The 19,595-nt window shown below is 45.2% G+C and carries 15 protein-coding genes and 1 other RNA gene; 12 read left to right on the top strand and 4 right to left on the bottom strand.

Going from position 1 to position 19,595, the window contains the following annotated elements; translation table 11 throughout:
- The first annotated feature begins 29 nt into the window (after positions 1 to 29).
- From FFR00_RS05090 to FFR00_RS05075, 4 genes are all read left to right on the top strand, one after another.
- The gene (locus tag FFR00_RS05090; RefSeq protein ID WP_137672282.1) at positions 30 to 881 is read left to right on the top strand and encodes a transporter substrate-binding domain-containing protein; all 852 of its coding nucleotides are present in this window, start codon (positions 30 to 32) and stop codon (positions 879 to 881) included.
- Positions 882 to 899: 18 nt separating this feature from the next.
- Entirely contained in the window at positions 900 to 2,378 is a 1,479-nt protein-coding gene (locus FFR00_RS05085) for a methyl-accepting chemotaxis protein (protein ID WP_137672281.1), read from the top strand.
- 234 nt (positions 2,379 to 2,612) lie between these two features.
- Positions 2,613 to 3,008 carry a hypothetical protein gene (locus FFR00_RS05080; RefSeq protein WP_201798695.1) on the top strand — a complete coding sequence of 132 codons (396 nt, stop codon included), beginning with the start codon at positions 2,613 to 2,615 and terminating at the stop codon, positions 3,006 to 3,008.
- Between the two features lie 371 nt (positions 3,009 to 3,379).
- Positions 3,380 to 6,586, top strand: coding sequence for an FG-GAP-like repeat-containing protein (locus tag FFR00_RS05075; protein WP_137672280.1), 3,207 nt, complete (start codon positions 3,380 to 3,382; stop codon positions 6,584 to 6,586).
- 533 nt (positions 6,587 to 7,119) lie between these two features.
- Here the strand turns inward: FFR00_RS05075 and ssrS are convergent.
- Together ssrS and zapA are read right to left on the bottom strand one after the other, a co-directional pair.
- Positions 7,120 to 7,300, bottom strand: a non-coding RNA gene (gene ssrS, locus FFR00_RS05070) — 6S RNA.
- Positions 7,301 to 7,347: 47 nt separating this feature from the next.
- Positions 7,348 to 7,662, bottom strand: a complete 315-nt coding sequence (gene zapA / locus FFR00_RS05065; protein WP_137672279.1) for a cell division protein ZapA — start codon at positions 7,660 to 7,662, stop codon at positions 7,348 to 7,350.
- Positions 7,663 to 7,932: 270 nt separating this feature from the next.
- Here zapA and FFR00_RS05060 point away from each other — a divergent pair, with 270 nt between their 5' ends.
- The 5 genes from FFR00_RS05060 (at position 7,933) to FFR00_RS05040 (ending at position 12,952) form a co-directional block, all read left to right on the top strand.
- On the top strand, positions 7,933 to 8,538 hold the full coding sequence (locus FFR00_RS05060) for a hypothetical protein (RefSeq protein ID WP_137672278.1): 606 nt from the start codon (positions 7,933 to 7,935) through the stop codon (positions 8,536 to 8,538).
- A gap of 91 nt (positions 8,539 to 8,629) precedes the next feature.
- Entirely contained in the window at positions 8,630 to 9,196 is a 567-nt protein-coding gene (locus FFR00_RS05055) for a UPF0149 family protein (protein ID WP_137672277.1), read from the top strand.
- A 22-nt stretch (positions 9,197 to 9,218) separates the two neighbouring features.
- The gene (pepP, locus tag FFR00_RS05050; RefSeq protein ID WP_137672276.1) at positions 9,219 to 10,511 is read left to right on the top strand and encodes a Xaa-Pro aminopeptidase; all 1,293 of its coding nucleotides are present in this window, start codon (positions 9,219 to 9,221) and stop codon (positions 10,509 to 10,511) included.
- Between the two features lie 4 nt (positions 10,512 to 10,515).
- On the top strand, positions 10,516 to 11,721 hold the full coding sequence (gene ubiH / locus FFR00_RS05045) for a 2-octaprenyl-6-methoxyphenyl hydroxylase (RefSeq protein WP_137672275.1): 1,206 nt from the start codon (positions 10,516 to 10,518) through the stop codon (positions 11,719 to 11,721).
- 19 nt (positions 11,722 to 11,740) lie between these two features.
- Complete coding sequence (locus FFR00_RS05040) at positions 11,741 to 12,952, top strand: FAD-dependent monooxygenase (RefSeq protein ID WP_137672274.1); 1,212 nt, start codon at positions 11,741 to 11,743, stop codon at positions 12,950 to 12,952.
- A gap of 53 nt (positions 12,953 to 13,005) precedes the next feature.
- Here FFR00_RS05040 and FFR00_RS05035 read toward each other — a convergent pair whose 3' ends face one another.
- On the bottom strand, positions 13,006 to 13,503 hold the full coding sequence (locus FFR00_RS05035) for a GNAT family N-acetyltransferase (RefSeq protein ID WP_137672273.1): 498 nt from the start codon (positions 13,501 to 13,503) through the stop codon (positions 13,006 to 13,008).
- A complete protein-coding gene (locus tag FFR00_RS05030; protein ID WP_137672272.1) occupies positions 13,500 to 14,231 on the bottom strand; it encodes a hypothetical protein in 732 nt (243 codons plus the stop codon). Before FFR00_RS05030 ends, FFR00_RS05035 begins: the two co-directional genes overlap by 4 nt.
- Before the next feature lie 768 nt (positions 14,232 to 14,999).
- On the opposite strand from FFR00_RS05030, the gene gcvT reads away from it, so the two are divergent.
- The 3 genes from gcvT to gcvP all read left to right on the top strand — a co-directional run bounded on the left by gcvT (position 15,000) and on the right by gcvP (position 19,559).
- Positions 15,000 to 16,091 (top strand): glycine cleavage system aminomethyltransferase GcvT, encoded by a 1,092-nt coding sequence (gene gcvT / locus FFR00_RS05025; protein WP_137672271.1) that lies wholly within the window; start codon positions 15,000 to 15,002, stop codon positions 16,089 to 16,091.
- A 78-nt stretch (positions 16,092 to 16,169) separates the two neighbouring features.
- Entirely contained in the window at positions 16,170 to 16,562 is a 393-nt protein-coding gene (gene gcvH / locus FFR00_RS05020; protein WP_016403167.1) for a glycine cleavage system protein GcvH, read from the top strand.
- Between the two features lie 111 nt (positions 16,563 to 16,673).
- Positions 16,674 to 19,559 carry an aminomethyl-transferring glycine dehydrogenase gene (gene gcvP / locus FFR00_RS05015; RefSeq protein WP_137672270.1) on the top strand — a complete coding sequence of 962 codons (2,886 nt, stop codon included), beginning with the start codon at positions 16,674 to 16,676 and terminating at the stop codon, positions 19,557 to 19,559.
- Positions 19,560 to 19,595: the final 36 nt, after the last annotated feature.

Here is a 19,595-nt window from a genome sequence, read left to right as displayed (position 1 = left end):
ATTGACAGCGTTTTGGTAAGAGAAAAAGTATGAAAAAAAAAAACATTGCCAGCTTCTTTTTGTTTTGCGGTTTAACCTTATCTAATAGCGTTCTAGCGCAGGTAACAACGCCCATGGTTTTGGGCGAACGCGACCGCTTAATCGTTGATTTGATTAAATTAGCATTTGAAAAAAGTAACTATTCGCAAAAAATTCAACCCATTGATACCTATTACAGTGAGGCTCGATTAGTTGAAGAAGTAAAACAAGATCAGGTGAGTGTGATTTGGGCAGGTGCGTCAAACTCGATGCAGCAACAGCTTAAAGCCATCAAGATCCCTATTTTTAAGGGCTTGTTAGGTCACCGGGTATTTGTGATAGAACAAAGTAATCAAGCGGCCTTTGAAGGAGTATCGAGCCTAGAAAGCCTAAAGCGCTTAAAAGCTGGTTTAGGGCGTTTTTGGGGGGATACTGAAATTTTGGAAAATGCGGGTCTTGAAGTGGTAAAGCCAGTTAAAGCCCAGAGTTTATTTCATATGGTAGATGGTGGTCGCTTTGACTACCTACCTTTAGCGGTTCACGAAGCCTGGGAAGTGGTTGAAACCCAAAATGAAGTAAACCTAGCCGTAGAAGACAACATTTTGTTGATATACCCCATGGCGATGTATCTCTACGTGGATCCACAAAATCGAGAACTATACGACGCAATTAATAATGGTTTAGAAGCCGCAATAGCAGACGGCAGTTACGACCAACTATTTTATCAATCTCCTCTCATTTCTAACACCTTCAAAACAGCGCGCCTAAATGAGCGCCAAATAATAAAAATAAATAATCCTTTGTTGCCTGCCGACGCGCCTTTGCACCGTAAAGAGCTGTGGTTAGACATTCAAGATAGATAGACATAAGTGAGACTAAACGTGAAAGCAAGTTTAAGTAAATCTCTGATAATTATATTGTTGTTGTTTGGCTTGTTAGGCCTTTTGTTAGGTGGTGGTGTGAGTTACATCAACACTAAAAGCAAATTGGCTAAGGCTTACCAAGTAGAGCAAGAAGCAGTGACCGAAATGGCCAAAGCCGCTTTAATTGAAGCCGTGTTTGTGTATGACTTCGAGCAAGCCCAAGCCATTGTAGATGCCCTAGTGCAGTCACCTATTCTTAACGCGGTCACTGTTGTCGATCAACGGGGTAAAGCGATTGCTCAAGCAAGTATTGCCAGCAGTAAGCAAGAGCTTAGACAGTTAGAGCTGCAACGCGGCGAAGATTTAATTGGTAGCTTAAAGCTGCAGTTTGACGACTCTACGGTGGTCGCCACACTCAATAGCGAAATAACCAATGTAATGCTCAACATTATTTTGGTGTTGGCGGTAGTGGTGGGGGCGGTGTTCTTTTATGTAAGAAAACTGGTGGTGATTCCGATTAACGATGTGGCAAATTCTCTGCACCAAATTGCCACCGGCGATGGTGACCTTACCCGTCGTATTCCAGTACACAACAGTAATGAAATTGGCGTATTGAGCGGCAATTTCAATCTGCTCATGGATAACTTATCAAACCTGCTGAACAGCATACGTTCGGTGAGTGAGCAGGTAAGTTCGGTGTCGCACTCCTTGAGCTCATCTTCCAGTGAGTCGCAGCGTGATTCTCTTTCTCAGCAAGACCAAATGGAACAGGCGGCTACCTCGCTACAACAAATGAGCGCCTCAGCAGAAGAGGTGTTTGTTAACGCCGAAAGTACCGCTGAGAAGTCGCAAAATGCCAGAGAGAGAACCATTGCTGGTGTTGGCTTAGTTGATGAAAATAGTAAGCTCATTGCCAAGTTATCTAGCAGTATCAGTGATACCTCGCTGCGCATCGATACGCTGATTGAATCGAGTTCTGCGATTGGCTCTGTGGTGGAGGTGATTCGCAATATTGCCGAGCAAACAAACTTGCTGGCATTGAACGCCGCGATTGAGGCCGCTAGAGCCGGTGAGCAAGGCAGAGGTTTTGCGGTAGTGGCTGATGAGGTCAGGGCATTGGCTCAGAAGACTCAAGAATCAACCCAAGAGATCGAATCGATAGTCGCAGCCTTACAAGACAATGCCTCTAATGCGGCCAGCTCTATGGGCGCTAGTTTGCAATCGAGCAAAGAAGTGGACGACGCGGCTGAGTCCTTATCTCAAGCCTTAGGGGATATAGCCGAACACATTGAAAACATTAACCAAATGAACACGCACGTTGCGGTAGCCGCTAAACAACAAAATAGTGTTACCCAGACCATTGCAGAAAACGTAACGGTGTTAAATGGCCTAGCCAGCTCAATTGCCAACAACGCAAAAAATGTGAACGGACAAGTGGTCTCACTCGAAGAACACAACAATGAACTTGTCGTAAATATTAAACGTTTTAAAGTGTGATAAATAAGCTAAAGCAGTAGGAAGTAATCAATGTTATTTGGAAACGCGAATAAGCCCTCTTTAGTAAATATGTAAATTCATCCTTTGTTACTTGGATTGTTGAAGCGATGGCTTTGGCTGCTGAGGAAGAAGACAGTAGATAAGAGCTTTCTGGCGACAGAGTATTTGTATTTGGGAGCTAGATTTGCTGGTTGGGGCTGTAATCCCGACTTGGTAAGGGCCGCAGCAAAACATGTGGATGTTGTAAGTTACAACTACTACAAAGAAGGGCTACACCCAGAACCTTGGAAGTTTTTGGCAGAAGTAGATATACCAAGCATTATTGGTGAGTTTCATATTGGCGTTAAAGAAGGTTTCTTCCACGCAGGTTTGGTGGTGACTAACGATCAAACCGAGCGCGGCAAGATGTTTGAAGATTACTTAAACTCGGTAATCGATAACCCATATTTTGTCGGCGCACATTGGTTCCAATACATTGATTCACCAGTTACCGGGCGCTCCTTTGACGGTAAAAACTACAATGAGGGTTTTGTGGGCATAACCGATGTGCCATATCAGCCAATGGTTGACACTACTAAGCCGGTAATTGGCTGCATATATCAGCGCCGTTTTAATAAGGCGAAAAAGTAGCGTGTTTGGATAGTTAACTTAAAGTAAAAAAGGGGGCTTCGGTCTCCTTTTTTTATTGGTTTACCAATGCGTGGCTTACGTGTTGGTTAAGTCTTTTTCTCTCTTGGTTATATTACTTTTTTGTTTGTTTTTTATCGTTATTACTATTTCGTTTCGAATAGGTAGTTATAAGAAATTTAAAGAATATGTATTTAGTTGTTGTTATATAAAGACTTGATGGCTATCTCATTATCGTGAACGAAATATGATATAGGTCTTATTTGTAAGGTTAACCAATTGTATATTGGTTGAACTGTTGCTTAGATTGGATGATATGTTGTTGTACTTTTTCAGTTCAAAGACATTTAAGCCAATCAACAAAAGGATTTTTGATGATATCTAGCAATAGTTCCAAACAAAGAATATTTACGCGAAGCTTGATCGGTGCACTGGTTGTCGCCATTACCGGGTGTAATAGCAGCAGTGATGATGGCAATGGAGGAAACAGTGGTGGGTTTACACCTATTACAGTAACCAATACGCAGCCAGTAGAAATGCCTTACAGCGTTAGCGGATCTAGCCTCAAGCAAGTCAATTTTGAATTTTCTATAACCGTTCCCTATGCCAACTTAAGTTTGTATGCCGATGATCAATTGCTATTGGATAACATTGATATTCCTCACCAAGGCGTAAATCAGTTAAACGCTATTGTTGATTTTGGCTCTTTAGGTGACAAGCAGTTACGCCTTGTAGGACGAAATGGCGATATCTTGATTAACAACATGATATTTCAAGATATTAGTGACTTGAGTATGCCTAAGTTTCGCGATGCCTCCGAAGAAATTGGCTTAGTGACCGAAGATACTTACAAATATGGGGGGCCATCGGTAGGCGATATTAACAACGACGGTCACTACGACTTCGTGCTCAATAACCACAACTATATTTCTACCCAACTAGCGATGAACAATGGCGATGGTACGGTGACCTTAACTGACCTGTTCCCCAATGTTCAGGATTTTCACGGCTCAGCCCTCGGTGACTACACTGGCAATGGTGAGTTAGACATTATGGTGGCCTTAGGTGGGGCTAATGGTACCAATCCTTCATCTTATGTATTACTCAAAAATGAAGAAGGCACCTTCACTCAAGCCACCGATACTGGTATCACTACACCTGCGCGTGGTCGAGCACCTCGTTGGTTAGATATGGATTTAGATGGCCATTTAGATTTAGCCTTAATTAATGCTAAAACGCCAAACTATGATGGTCCACAGCAGCTGTTTTACCGCAATAAAGGTGATGGTACGTTTGAAGAAATACGCATCCCAGGTATTGAGAGCGCCGAGGCTGAGCGCGCGCTGGTTCTCGATTTTAATAATGACGGTATTGACGACATATTGCTGTTCTCGCCACTAACGCTTTGGCAGGGCAACGGCAACCTAAGCTTTACCGATGTTACAACCCAATGGTTACCGGAAGGCGCAGCTAATGCTTGGCAAGTGCAAGCAGTAGCAGACGTTGATGTAAACGGTAATGGTTTATTTGATTTGTATATTGCTCGAGGCAAACCAGAGTATCAGTTGTCTGATAAGTCTTATGATTTTAACCCGTCGACTAAAAAGCTCGATATCCGTGATAACGGTGAAACGGGCACAACAGAGATTAGCTTCATCGCTTATGAAAGCGTTACTTTATCTGGCTTAGATTTGGTTTATCGCCAGTATGATGGCGGCTACCCTATCTATCTTGGTGAAGCCAAAGAGCGTAAAGATGTGCATGCAACAGGCTTCCAGCCTGACCAGCTTCCACCAGAAATGAGTGGGGCGCCAAATACTTTGGAAATCACAACAGAGGTGGCGAATGGTTGGCCTAGCGCACGTGAGGCTAACGGCATTTACATTGGCTACCTAGGTGATGGTAATTGGAAAGCCGAGTGGGTTCGTGATCAAGATGTTTATTGGAATGTGAGTTTCACATTAGATGGATTAAATGACATTGCCCTAGATTGGCAGCCCAATAACCGTAATGAGCAAGATATCTTGTTGATTAACCAAGGCGATAAATTTGTTGATGCCTCGAGCGAGTGGAACTTGCCCAAAGGCGGCAACCACTGGGGGGTTACCCATGGTGACTTCAATAACAATGGATTCAATGACATCTTTATTCATCGCTTTGGCTTTTTAAAAGAGCGAGTAACAGACCTGTTATTGGTGAACTCTGGCAAAGGACAGTTTATTCCAACTACTTTGCACGGTGCTCACAGTGTGACAGACCACGGTCATGGCGATATGGGGCAAGGCTTTGATTTTGACCAAAACGGTCGCGTAGATTTACTTAACGGCAGCAACGAAGAAGGCCGTTGGTACATGTACAAAAATGATACCCAAGACTTAGGGAATTATGTGTTAGTTGAAGTGGGGTATAGCCCGCTAAATGGTATTGACCCCTTATCAGCACACGTTGTGGTAACTACCGAAAGTGGTAAAACTTATCGTAAACGTGTGGGATCAGCAGGTGAAGTATTTTCGCAAGGCTCTATTAATATGCTGCACTTCGGTTTGGCTAACGAAACCGAGATTAAGCAAGTTGCTGTACACTGGCGTAACGGCGAAACCGTGTACCTTAGTGATGTTAATGCCAATGCAAAGTACTTGACTAAAGATGCCACTAACCCAGCTCCAATAGGGATTGCTCTGGAGCGACAAGAGAAAAAGCTTGCAGTGGCCGAGACCTATAGCTTAATGCCAAGCTTTACCCCGCTAAACGCTCAAGCTGGCGTGAGCTATAACTCTTCTGATCCTAGTGTAGCCACGGTGAATGAAGAGGGCGTGGTGACGGCAGTTGCCGATGGTGATACCACCATTACCGTTAGCTCGTTAATTGCTGAGAATGTAACAACCACGATAGTCATTAGCGTTGGAGACTTTGAGCCTATCTATGCCACTGACATTACAATTGCCGATGATGAGCAAGCCTTTTATGTGGGACAAACAGCCACTTTAACAGCGGAGCTAGTGTCTTCAGATTCTCTGGAACTGCCTGATGATCAAAGCATTACTTGGCAAAGCAGCAATACTGCAATTGCCACAGTAGATGGGGCTGGCGCGGTGACTGGTATTGCAGACGGTTCGGTAGATATTACGGCGATTGCTAATGGCTCAGAAGTGGCTAACGGTGTCTCTGACCACGTTAGCTTAAATATCGAAACCTTCTATGCTTCGGCAATGAGTTTTGATGACGGTAATATTTACACTTCAACAGAATATAAAACCGATGGCACCATGGATGTTCAAGTTAACTACCATTCGGGCTCGGGAGACACTATAGACAGTAATGGTGTTATTTATCGTTTACGCGAAATGACCGGTGACTGGGGCGTTGTTCAGGATCATATGGATACAGATAGCGCTGCAGCCGGTAAGGTGTCAGGCACCAGTTCAGTGTCTATTCCTTTAAATGACGTTACCCCAACCGCAGAGTTAGCTGATGGTTACTTCCACTTCTTGTTTATCGAGTTTAATACGACCAGCGGTAAGCACGTTGATGTAATGATTGGTTTTGCACCAGGAGACATAACCATTGTAGCCGCACCTTAATGAATCCGTTTGTTAAATAAATCTGTGTAGCTATAACACCAGAAGTGCAAGATGGACTTCTGGTGTTTTCCTCTCTAAGGGGGGTTAAGGCTGAATACCCATACCTCTATGCCTCCAATCTTCAAAAGTATTATCGCAAAGCGCAACTTAAGCGAGCAAAAACACTTGCTTTATTACTTCATTTTTAAATCTAGAAACAAGGTATTCCAGTTAGTAATTAGTCGTGCATGAGTGTTTATTTATGAAGAGCAGGGGAGGCTTTGAATCGAGTAAAGACAGGCCTAAGTTGCTAGTGTTGATTTTGGCTGTTGAGCGATGGGGTTCGTATGGAGAGGGGGAAACGCTTTTGTGTAAAAATAAAGAAGTAACAGACAGCATGTGTTGATTATAGCGGTTGAGCGATGAGGTTCGTATGGAGAGGGGAAAAGGCTGTTGTTTAAAAATAAAGAAGTAACAGACAGCATGTGTTGATTTTAACGGTTGAGCGATGAGGTTGGTATGGAGAGGGGGAACGCTTTTGTTTAAAAAGTAAAGAAGTACCCAGAGTGCCGCTGTTGATTTTAGCCCTTGAACCATGAGGTTCAAGGCGGGAAACAAGTCTCTACCGTAGGCTTCTCAGTCGGGCTGAGCATGCTCAATAGCAAAGAAAAATTACCCTAAAGATACAATTATCGGCTCAGGGACATCACCAACTGGCGAACACCCCAGGAAACTAAACTCTTTATACACTGTAGTAAAACATCGAGGCCTGTGCGAGGGCTCTATTCAATATTGCCTATAGGTTGGCTTTGCTCTAGCAAGGCACGCTCAATAGTGTGTTGAAGCTCTACTATGCGCTGATTCATATTATCAGCATAATTCTGGTTTTTAGCTTGTTCACCATGCAGCTCATAAGAGAGATGCAAACCCACCATAATGGCTAAATGCTCGGTGCTGTTTACACTGCTTTTTTGTTTCAGCGTTTCTAAGCGTTGAGATAATTCATCTGCGGCTTGGCGAAGTTTATCTTCTTCACCTTCCGGGCAAGCTACTCGGTAGTTTTTGCCTAACAGTATTATGTCTACGCCCTGCGCCATGGTTCGCCTTAGCTAAACTCTATTACGAACTGAATATATAGCGCAGCGCCTTAACTTGCAACCATTGTTGGGGCGGTATTGTGCAAGCTGCGGCATTAACGAGCAGTTTGTTGTAAAGCTAAGCAAATCTGCGCTATCTGGCTCATAAAACCTGCTTGTCATGCTTGAATATCATAAGTTTATTGTCCACCATAGCGGCCAATAATCACTAGGTTTGTTAAGCTAACTCAGGTTGTAGCGAAGTTTTTACGTAACAGGAAAGAATATTTAATGACGCAAGCAGGCAGTTTTGCCGATGAACGTCGCAGATTTTATCGCATTGTTTACCCAGTGCGCTTGATTCAGCTCCTCATAAAAATGGTCAACACTAAAATTGCCAATGTTGCCCCTCAAGGCCGCCATAAATCGGAAGTGAAAGATGCCTTTGCTGCGCAGTTCATGCCGATGATGTATTTGGGCGATCACGTTTTTCCTGTATTAGATGTCTCCGAAGGCGGATGCCGTATTCAATGGCGCTCTTCTGCCGAACCTTTGCCTATTTCTAGTAAGATTTTGATTGGTCGACTTATCTTCCATCAAGATCTCAGCAAAATTGTTGATTACTTACCTAAAGACGTTCAAGAAGAGTTTGAAGACTTAAGCTTGCTTTACAGCACCGAAGGTTACGAACACCAGTTTGAAGCGCGGATTTGTCGCAAAATTGAAAACAAACGTGACCCTTATCCTCAACTATGTTTGCAGTTTACTAAGAACACCCATATCTCAGCGCGCTTTATTCGCCAGCAAGAAAGTACTCTGATTAAGCTGTTCCGCGACCAATATATTGAGCGGGTGAGATTGCGCCGCAAACAATTGAAAGACGCCCAGCAAAAATAGCCCTAATGCTCCAGCTAATTGTGTGTTTAACATGGCTGCTAAACTTAAGCAGTGTTAGGATTAGCCCAATTAAAGTAGGTAGGTATTCAACGTGACTAAAATTGCATATCCAGATTACGAAGATCTGGGTGAACTGTTGATCGGTTCTAAAATCCTAGTAAGCCCAGCAGAAGTACACGGTTTATTAAGTGGCTTGTTGGCCGCTGGTTTGCCAAGTGATGGCGATTGGATGGGACAACTAAACCTGTTAATCAACGACGGCCAAGGCTTACCCATAGAGATTAAAAATCAGCTTAAAGTATTGATGGAAGCCACCCATAGCGGCATGAGCGATAGCTTATTGGGCTTTCAATTGATGTTGCCTGATGACGAAGTGGTTGTAGAAGAACGCACCGAAGCCCTAGCGCAATGGGTACAAAGCTTTTTAGTAGGCTTTGGTGTAGTGCAAAGCGATTTGAAAAAGCTTGCCGAAGACGTGCAGGAGCTGGTTAAAGATTTTACCGAAATTAGCCAATTATCGTCAGATTTAGATGACGATGAAGAAGAGAATGAACAAGCACTATTCCAAGTAGTGGAGTATGTGCGGATTGGTGCAATTACCATTTTTGCTCACCTCACTGCTAGTGATAGTGACGAACAACAACCTACATTGCACTAATATCACACGCTAAGGAGTTGCTGTGTTTTTATCGCGTCGTCAGCAGTTATTTACTGCTATGTCAGACAACAGTGTTGCGATTTTCTGCGCAGCAGAAGAACAAACCCGTAGTCGTGATACCGAGTTCCCGTTTCGCCAAGATAGCGACTTTTATTACTTCTCAGGTTTTAACGAACCCAAGGCACTGTTATTGCTGATTAAACAAGCCGGCGAAACCCGCACTGTATTGTTTAATCGCAGCAAAGATAAGCTAGCTGAAATTTGGCAAGGCCGACGTGTGGGTCAAGAACAGGCCGTTGAGAGCTTAGGCATAGATAAAGCTTTAGCGGTTGAAGATCTTGCCGAGCTACTGCATCTAGAACTAGATGGTTTAGATAAAGTGTATTTAGCGCAAGGGCGTTACCCCGCTTACGACCAACAAATTTTTGCTGCCATTGAATACCTGCGTAATGGTTTACGCCAAGGCTTTAAAGCGCCTAGCCAAATTGAAGATTGGCGACCGATTGTTGACGAGATGCGCCTAATTAAATCTGCCGATGAAGTGGCCTTAATGCGCAAAGCCGGAGAGATATCTGCGGCTGGCCATGTACGAGCCATGCGTAGCAGCAAAGGGGGTATGTTCGAATATCAACTTGAAGCTGAAATTCATCATGAGTTTTTAATGGCGGGGGCGCGTTCGCCCGCTTATGGCACCATTGTTGGTGCGGGAGACAATGCTTGTATTTTGCATTACACCGAAAACCAAAGCGTAATGCAAAATGGCGATTTAGTCTTAATTGACGCTGGCGCAGAATACCAAATGTACGCTGGTGACATTACTCGCACCTTTCCAGTAAACGGCAAGTTTGGCCCCGAACAAGCCAAGTTGTATAACGTAGTGTTGGCAGCCCAAGTGGCGGCGATTGAAATGCTTAAACCCGGCGTTTCTATTTTTGAGGCCAACCAAGTTGTACTGAACATTATGGTAAGTGGTTTGGTTGAGCTAGACATTATGCAGGGTGATGTTGCCACTTTAATTGAAGAAGAAGCTTACAAAGAATACTACATGCACGGACTTGGTCATTGGATTGGCTTAGATGTGCATGATGTAGGTAACTACTACGATGTAAAACGCACTCGCCCATTAGCAGAGGGTATGGTCATCACCATTGAGCCTGGTTTATATATTCCGGCAGATGCCGATGTTCCAGCAGCTTATAAAGGCGTGGGTATTCGCATCGAAGATGATGTGGTTATTACCGCCAATGGCAGTGAAGTATTAACTGCTGATGTGCCAAAAACGATCGCCGAGATCGAAGCATTAATGGCGAGTTAGTGTAATGCCGCAATCCAAGCTTGAGCATTTCGACATTGCGATTGTTGGCGCTGGCATGGCTGGTGCCAGCTTAGCTTTAGCACTCAGCAATCAAGAGAGCGGCGTTAAGCCTCTGCGAATAGCAGTGATAGAGGCCGCCGAGCTCAACTTTGGCCAACACCCTGGTTTTGATGGACGAGCCATTGCCTTGTCAGCGGGCTCAGAGCGTTGGCTTAAGCAGCAAAACCTATGGCATTCGCTGGCTCCCCATAGCTGCGCTATTGAACATATTCATGTCTCTGATCGTGGCCATTGCGGCTGGACAACCCTCAACGCTGATGAATACCAATTACGAGCCTTAGGCCAAGTGATAGAGCTTGAGCACGCCGGGCGAGAGTTTCATCAACTGTTGGCCGAACGCGAACAAATAACGCTATTTTGCCCGCATAAAGTACAACGCATTGAGCAACAACAACAGCAGGTGATTGTTGAGCTAGATAATCAGCAGAGCATCACTGCAAGCTTGCTGGTTGGTGCCGACGGTGCCGATTCCTTAGTGGGTAAGAAGATAGGTATTCAGCAGCAACATGATTTTGCTAAGTTTGCACTGATAGCCAATGTGCAAGCAGAGCAAGCGCTGGCTGGTCGTGCCTTTGAGCGTTTTACCGATAATGGCCCACTAGCGTTGTTGCCCATGACTAACCAGCGTTGGTCGGTGGTATGGTCGGTTGATGCTGAGCAAGCCAAGCAGCTACAAAACCTTGACCAAGATGCCTTTTTAGCCGAGCTACAGCAGGCTTTTGGTTACCGCGCAGGGCGTTTTGTTGGCGTCGGCGCTCGTGTTACTTACCCACTGGTGCTGCGTTACTACCAGCGTTTCTTTTCCCATCGGATGTTAATTTTAGGCAACGCCGCCCACAGCTTACACCCCATCGCAGGGCAAGGTTTTAACCTAGGTTTGCGCGACGTAGCCGCTTTAGCACCGTTGATTTTAGAACAGTGGCATCAAGGGCAAGATTTAGGCGAACACGCTATGCTCGATACTTATCAGCAGCAGCGCCAAGCTGATATAGAACGTACCATTTCAATGACCTCAAGCCTCGCCAGCTTATTCGCCAGTAGCGATAAAAGCTCGGTTGTTCCACGTAATGTGGGCTTAATGGCCATGCAACTCTTCCCAAGCTTTAAGTCTTTGTTAGCCAAACAAAGCTTAGGTTTATTCTCTCGTTAATTGGCGTAAAGGCAGGCATATGCAAGCAGTAGATATAGCAATTATTGGTGGTGGAATGGTTGGCTTGGCGTTAGCGAGTGCATTGGCCGACAGCCCCTTGCGTATTGCCATTGTAGAGCCTAAACCCTCACAACAACCTGAGTTAAACCAATACAGTTTACGGGTAAGTGCAATTAGCCTGTCGTCGCAACAGTTTTTAGAGTCTTTAGGCGTTTGGAGCAGTATCCTGCAGCAGCGTGTTGCACCCTACAGCGACATGCAAGTATGGGAGCACGACAGCTTCGCTAACATTCGTTTTCAGGCAGAAAAAATGATGGTGCCAAACATTGGTCACATTGTAGAAAACGACATTATTCGCCATGCTTTGTGGCAGCAAGTCAGCCAGCAAAGCAATGTTACCATTGTTGAGCAAGCGGTAGATAAGTTACATCGCGGTGATAGCGAATCATGGTTAAGTTTTGCAAATGGCCAAGGTGTAAGTTGTAAACTGCTGGTGGCCGCCGATGGCGCTAACTCTTGGCTGCGTCAGCAATTAGATGTGCCACTCACCTACTGGGATTACCAGCACACTGCCATTGTCGCCAGCATTAAAACCAGCGAGCCGCATCAAGATTGTGCCAGACAAATTTTTACTCCCGAAGGGCCTTTAGCCTTTTTGCCGCTTAGCGATAGCCATATGTGCTCTATTGTTTGGTCGGTATCCCCCGACAGAGCTGCCGAGCTAGAAGCATTGCCAGATGTGGAGTTCAATAAGCAACTTACCATGGCCTTTGATAACCGCTTAGGCTTGTGTGAGCGAGTAGGTGACATTGCTGGTTTCCCACTTCGAATGCGTTATGCACGTGACTTTGCTGGAAAGGGTTATGCCTTAATTGGCGACGCGGCACATACCATTCACCCATTAGCGGGCCAAGGCGTAAACCTTGGTTTGATGGACGCTGCAGCTTTAGCTCAAGAGTTAATAGCCTTACAGCAAGCGGGCAAAAGCATTGGTGATTATAACAACCTGCGTCACTTTGAGCGCTGGCGTAAAAGCGAGGCCAGCCAAATGATCGCCTCAATGGAGTTTTTTAAGCGTTTGTTTGGCAATACCAACCCCGCACTTAAGTTACTGCGTGGGGTGGGCATGAGTTTGGTAGATAAGGCCGAACCGCTCAAGCAACAAGCGATGCGCAGAGCTTTGGGTTTAGAGGGGGATTTACCGCATATTGCAAAGGTTAGCGCTCAATAATACAGAAACTAAAAAACTACCAATAAGTCGTTTTTTAGTTGCTAAGTAGCAGCTTAACTATCGTGACGTTGAAACTCCTTTATAGGGCCAGTAAACCCGGCTCTTTTAATCGCGGTTTGCATCCCATAATTGTCTTCACTGGTGTCTATAATAATCCTTCTTGATTGGCTGTTAGCGTTGATGTGGTGCGTTGCAAAAACCAATGCCTGAGTGGCAAGCCCTTGCCCGCGCATATTTGGGTGAGTAAATACCGGCCCAATAACCGCATCGGTAACGTCCACCGGGTAGTGTTTGCATCGACCATAAGTAATCACTCCATGGCTATGCAGCGTTTTAGGTGTACCAGAGCAATACATCGAACTTCTTTTTAAAGAGATCTTTAACAGAAGTTTAAACAGTTCCTTGCCTGCGCCAAAATGACTACTCAACATGTTGGCATTTTTAATAAATGACCCAAAACTATCAATCATCACCATGTTGCTCTTGAATGAGGTATTTATTTCATCAGGTGTGACGTTATTGGTATCGAGTGAATATACAAATTGCTTCATTCATTTAGTATCCAGTGAACATGATAAGGCTTGAACATTAATTTCTTTTTAAACCGAGCCAATGTTTCTGATGAATTTACATACGAACCGTATACAAAATATTTAACCCCTGAATAGCCTTCGATGCTTCTTTTTGCAATCTCGGTAATCAGTAAAGGTACAATGCCATCATTTTGGTAATCTCTGTGTCCAAAATAATGCGACAGCTCTAATAACTCTCCCGCAACTATGCAGCCTGCATAAGCGACTAACTTTCTGTTGCTATCAAAAACGCCGAAATAGGGATAGTTATGTGAGCCATTGCTTGGCTTGGGATCGGCGTTAGGTTTGGGTTTTTCATTAACATAATTGGCGTCCATCACGCCTTGACGAATGCTGGTTGAGCAGCGAATCTCATAGATGTCATCAAGGTGATCATTGTAGTTAATGGATTCGAATGAGTAGCCCTTGCGCAGTGCTTTTCTTACGTTTCTACGCGCTGAGCTTTCAAGAGAGCTAAAGTATGAGTCGTAATCAGCATCTAATTTACACACTGCGACTCCTCTGGTCATTCGGCCAAATATAGGCATTCTAGGATGCCGTCTTGTTACTTCTTTAAAAAATGAGAGCGTGAATCTGGCAAAAAATGGTCCTTCATTCTTTGCCAAATTATATTTTAAGGAGATGTCTAGCTTGGGGGATGTGAATATTAATCCTGTTTTGCTTTTTAGCTTATTCAACGAAATCAATTTAATTCCCTTTAATAATTTCCTTGTTTTAAATCTAGTTAATAAATTCGATTTTTATTATTGATCTAAATCATAAAAAGGTGATGTTTATAAAGGGCCTTATAAGCAGCTGTGCCACCTGAATATCTACAGTTAAACAACGCGTTAAATCCGTCCGTTTTCGCTAATGTGTTTTTGGTAGTGGCAATATGTTTGGTGCAGCAGCGTTTATTGAGAGAGGTTTTGTATAGTGTGGTCAATATGCCTTTTTGGGGCTGGCCAGCGTTGTGCTTATAGATAAGTACTGTGGATTGCAGCGTTGACGGGCAATCATGAGGGAGTCTTTTCGTGCAGTTGTAACACAAACGTCTGCAGGAGCATATTACATAAAACGCTGGTGTTTAAACCTTGCTAGGCTTGTTATTGCTGTATAAGTGATTCACTCAAACGAGTGATTTATTTTTATTGATTTTTTTAATGTGGATTAGTTTAACTAATGAATGCTTGTTTTTTACTTACCTTGTGATTAGTGGCTAAAGTCGAGTTTCTTGGTCTAAGCTAGCGAAAATGCGCGTTGTGTTGTACGTTTATTGGTGTTTTTTGCTGATTTTTGGTTTTACTAAGCGATTCTTGTCATTGTGCTGTTGAGCAAATGTAAGTAAATTGTGCAGCTTATAGATTAGCTCAGCTTGTGATTGGTGCTTTCTTGTTGCGCACATCTCGCTATAATTGTTCAGCATTGGCAGAGGGAGTTTACCCTTCGCGTCCTCATAATAAAGGGATCAGCACATGACACAGCAAACGGTACTTCATCAAGCACACCTCGACGCAGGCGCAAAGTTAGTGGATTTTCACGGCTGGAAAATGCCGATTAACTACGGCTCGCAAATCGAAGAGCATCACGCTGTTCGCCAAGCCGCTGGCATGTTTGATGTGTCCCACATGACCATTGTTGATGTACAGGGCGAACAAGCCCAAGCCTTTCTTCGCAAACTACTCGCTAACGATGTAGCCAAACTTACCGTTAAAGGTAAAGCGCTTTACGGCGGCATGTTAAACCATGAAGGCGGCGTGATTGACGATCTTATTACCTATTACTTTAGCGAAACCGATTACCGCTTAGTGGTTAACTCGGCAACGCGCGAAAAAGATCTAGCGTGGATCAACCAACAAGCCAGCGATTTTGCAGTAAGTATTACCGAGCGCCCAGAGCTAGCGATGATTGCGGTACAAGGCCCACAGGCTAAAAAGCTGACTTCTGCAGTATTAGACAACGACCAAAACCTCGCGATAGAAGGCATGAAGCCGTTCTTTGGTGTACAAGCTGGCGACTTATTTATTGCGACCACTGGTTACACCGGCGAGCAAGGCTACGAAATTGTCGTTCCTCAAGATAAAGCGGTAGCGCTTTGGAAAGCGCTAGAAGCACAAGGTGTACAACCTTGTGGCTTAGGCGCGCGCGATACACTGCGTTTAGAAGCTGGCATGAATTTATATGGTCAAGACATGGACGAGAGCGTATCACCGCTAGCGGCCAACATGGGCTGGACCATTGCATGGGAGCCGCAAGAGCGCGACTTTATTGGTCGTAAAGCACTTGAGGAGCAAAAAGCCGAAGGCACCGACAAACTAGTTGGTTTAGTCATGGAAACCAAAGGCGTAATGCGTGCAGGCCAAGCGGTTACCGTTGTGAATGAATATGGTGAAGCCTTACCTGGCGTTGTCACCAGTGGCACTTTTTCTCCTACTTTGGGTCAAAGTATTGCCTTGGCTCGTATCGCCAATTGCGACGTAGAAGAAGCCTTAGTGGAAATGCGCAAAAAACAGGTTAAAGTGAAAGTAGTAAAACCTGTATTTGTGCGTAATGGCGCCAAAGTGTAAGCCCCAATAATCGAATTTTGTTTGTAGATTTAACTTTAAATTAAAACCTTAAGTAAGAACTTATAGAGGAAAGGAATTATGGCTAATATCCCTGCCGAACTGCGTTATGCCAGTACTCACGAATGGGTACGTTCAGAAGGCGATGGCGTATACACCGTTGGCATTAGTGAGCACGCGCAAGAGCTACTTGGCGACATGGTGTTTATTGACTTACCAGACGTAGGCGACGATATTGACGCTGGCGATGACTGCGCAGTGGCGGAGTCGGTTAAAGCTGCCTCAGACATCTACGCGCCACTAAGCGGCGAAGTAGTAGAAATTAATGAAGAACTAGAAGATTCACCCGAGCAAGTAAACAGCGATGCTTACGGCGACGGTTGGATGTTTAAAGTTAAAGTGAGCGACGAAAGCGAGCTAGAGAACTTACTCTCGGCCGAAGATTACGCCGCCACTATTGAAGAAGATGAATAAGCTTTGATCAAAAATGCGCTCCGCTAGTCGGGGCGCTTTTTTTATCCGCAACACAATAATAAACCCGACTAAACGCAACGCATTTTGTTTCAGTAATACAGGAATAGTTTAATGAACCCGTCTTTGCCGTTAACCGAACTAGAGCAAAACCAAGACTTTATTCGCCGCCATATTGGCCCCGATCAAGCCGAAGTTAACACCATGCTTAAACAGCTTGGCTTAAGCTCTGTAGAGCAACTTATTGAGCAAACGGTGCCTCAGCAAATTCGTTTAAACCAAGACCTAAGTATTGGCGATAGCCTCACAGAGCAACAAGCGCTTGCTGCATTACGTAAGCTAGCTAAGCAAAACAAGGTTTACCGTAGCTACATTGGTATGGGCTACCACAATACCCATGTACCGCACGTTATATTACGTAATGTATTTGAAAACCCAGGCTGGTACACCGCCTACACGCCTTACCAGCCAGAGATTGCCCAAGGCCGCTTAGAAGCACTGCTTAACTTCCAACAGTTAACGCTAGATTTAACTGGCTTAGAGCTAGCTAGTGCTTCGTTATTGGATGAAGCTACTGCCGCAGCCGAGGCTATGGCACTAGCCAAGCGTGTGTCTAAAAACAAAAAATGTAACCTCTACTTTATTGCCGACGATGTTCACCCACAAACCATCGACGTAGTAAAAGAGCGTGCCGATTTCTTCGGTTTCGACGTTGAAGTAGGCCCAGCCGAAAGTGTGGTTGAGCACAATGTGTTTGGCGCGCTGCTGCAATATCCCGGGACTACTGGCCGAGTGCGCGATTTAAGCGAGCTAATTGAACAAGTGCATAGCAACAAAGGCATTGTGGCGGTAGCGGCCGATATTATGGCCTTGGTGATGCTTAAATCGCCAGGTGCCATGGGTGCCGACGTAGTGCTAGGCTGTGCCCAACGCTTTGGTGTGCCAATGGGTTACGGCGGGCCACATGCGGCATTTTTTGCCACCCGGGACGCTTACAAGCGCTCGCTACCGGGTCGTATTATTGGTGTCTCTAAAGACAGACGCGGCAAGCCTGCCTTGCGTATGGCACTGCAAACCCGCGAGCAACATATTCGCCGCGAAAAAGCTAATTCAAACATTTGTACTGCCCAAGTATTGCTAGCCAACATGGCCTCGTTTTATGCAGTATTTCATGGCCCAGACGGCCTGCGCACTATTGCCCAACGCATTCACCGTTTAACCGCTATTCTTGCTCACGGCCTAGAGGCCAAAGGCCTAAGTCCAGAACACGCCCAATACTTCGATACTCTAAGCATTAAAGTAAGCGATAAAGACGCGATTAAAGCGCGCAGCGAAGCGCTAGGCATTAACCTGCGTATGGATTTAGACGGTAGCGTAGCGCTTAGCCTAGATGAAACCACCACAGCAAGCGACGTAAATGACTTATTCACGGTATTGCTGGGTGATGATCACGGCTTAGATGCCGCGCGTTTAGATGACATTGTGAAAGGCGAAACATGCATTCCGGAAACGCTACTACGTGATACGCCAATTTTGGAGCACGAAGTATTTAACCGCTACCGCAGCGAAACCGATGTATTGCGTTACATTCGCAAACTAGAAGGTAAAGACTTAGCGCTAAACCACTCGATGATCTCGCTAGGCTCGTGCACCATGAAGCTAAACGCCACCGCCGAGATGATCCCAGTAACTTGGCCAGAGTTTTCAAGCATGCACCCGTTCTGCCCAAGTGACCAAGCGCAGGGTTACCACGCCATGATTAGCCAGCTAGAAGACTGGCTAGTAAACATCACTGGTTACGATTCAATTTGTATGCAGCCTAATTCTGGCGCGCAAGGTGAATATGCGGGTTTGTTAGCGATTCAAAAATACCACGCTAGCCGTGGCGACCATCACCGCAACATTTGTCTAATCCCTAGCTCGGCGCACGGTACTAACCCTGCCTCGGCGCAAATGACTAACTTAAAAGTCGTGGTTGTTGCCTGTGACAAAGAGGGCAACGTAGACATGGCCGACATGCGCAGCAAAGCTGAAGAGCTAGCCGAGCAGCTTTCATGTGTGATGATTACCTACCCAAGTACGCACGGCGTATACGAAGAAACCATTAAAGAGATTTGCGACATTGTTCATGACAACGGTGGCCAAGTGTACATGGATGGTGCCAACATGAACGCCCAAGTAGGCATTACTTCACCGGGCTTTATTGGCTCAGACGTAAGCCACTTAAACCTACACAAAACCTTTGCTATTCCACACGGTGGCGGTGGCCCAGGCATGGGACCAATCGGCGTTAAAGCCCATTTGGCACCTTTTGTAGCTGGCCACAGCGTAGTAAGCAATGGCAAAGCCAGCCATGCTAACGCGGCGGTATCGGCAGCCCCTTACGGCAGTGCCTCTATCTTGCCTATTAGTTGGATGTACGTAGCCATGTTAGGGAACGAAGGGCTACGCCAATCATCAGAGATTGCCATTCTAAACGCCAACTACCTAGCCAGCCGTTTAAGCCAAGGCTTCCCTATTTTATATAGCGGACAAAACGGCCGAGTCGCCCACGAATGTATTATTGATATGCGCCCACTTAAAGAGGCCACCGGCATTACCGAAATGGACGTCGCCAAGCGCTTAAACGACTACGGCTTCCACGCGCCAACCATGAGCTTCCCGGTAGCGGGCACCTTAATGGTAGAACCGACCGAGTCGGAATCACTAGCTGAAATCGACCGCTTTATTGATGCGATGTTATCGATACGCGCCGAAATAGCTAAAGTAGAAACCGGCGAGTGGACCTTGCAAGACAACCCGCTCGTGTTTGCCCCGCATACCCTAGACGACTTAACCGACGCCCAATGGACCCACAACTACAGCCGCGAGCTAGCCGTGTTCCCATGTGACGCAGTTAAGCAAAACAAATTCTGGCCTACAGTAAATCGCATTGATGATGTGTATGGGGATAGAAATTTATTCTGTGCGTGCCTTCCAATGGAAGCTTATCAAGAGTAAAAACCAACACCTTTTCAGTGTGTTATGATTAAAAGC

The sequence above is a fragment of the Agarivorans sp. Toyoura001 genome (assembly GCF_005405585.1).
In the GTDB taxonomy this organism is placed as follows: Bacteria; Pseudomonadota; Gammaproteobacteria; order Enterobacterales; family Celerinatantimonadaceae; genus Agarivorans.
Note: the sequence above shows the minus strand (reverse complement) of the source record. Positions and strands in the feature narration are given on the sequence as shown.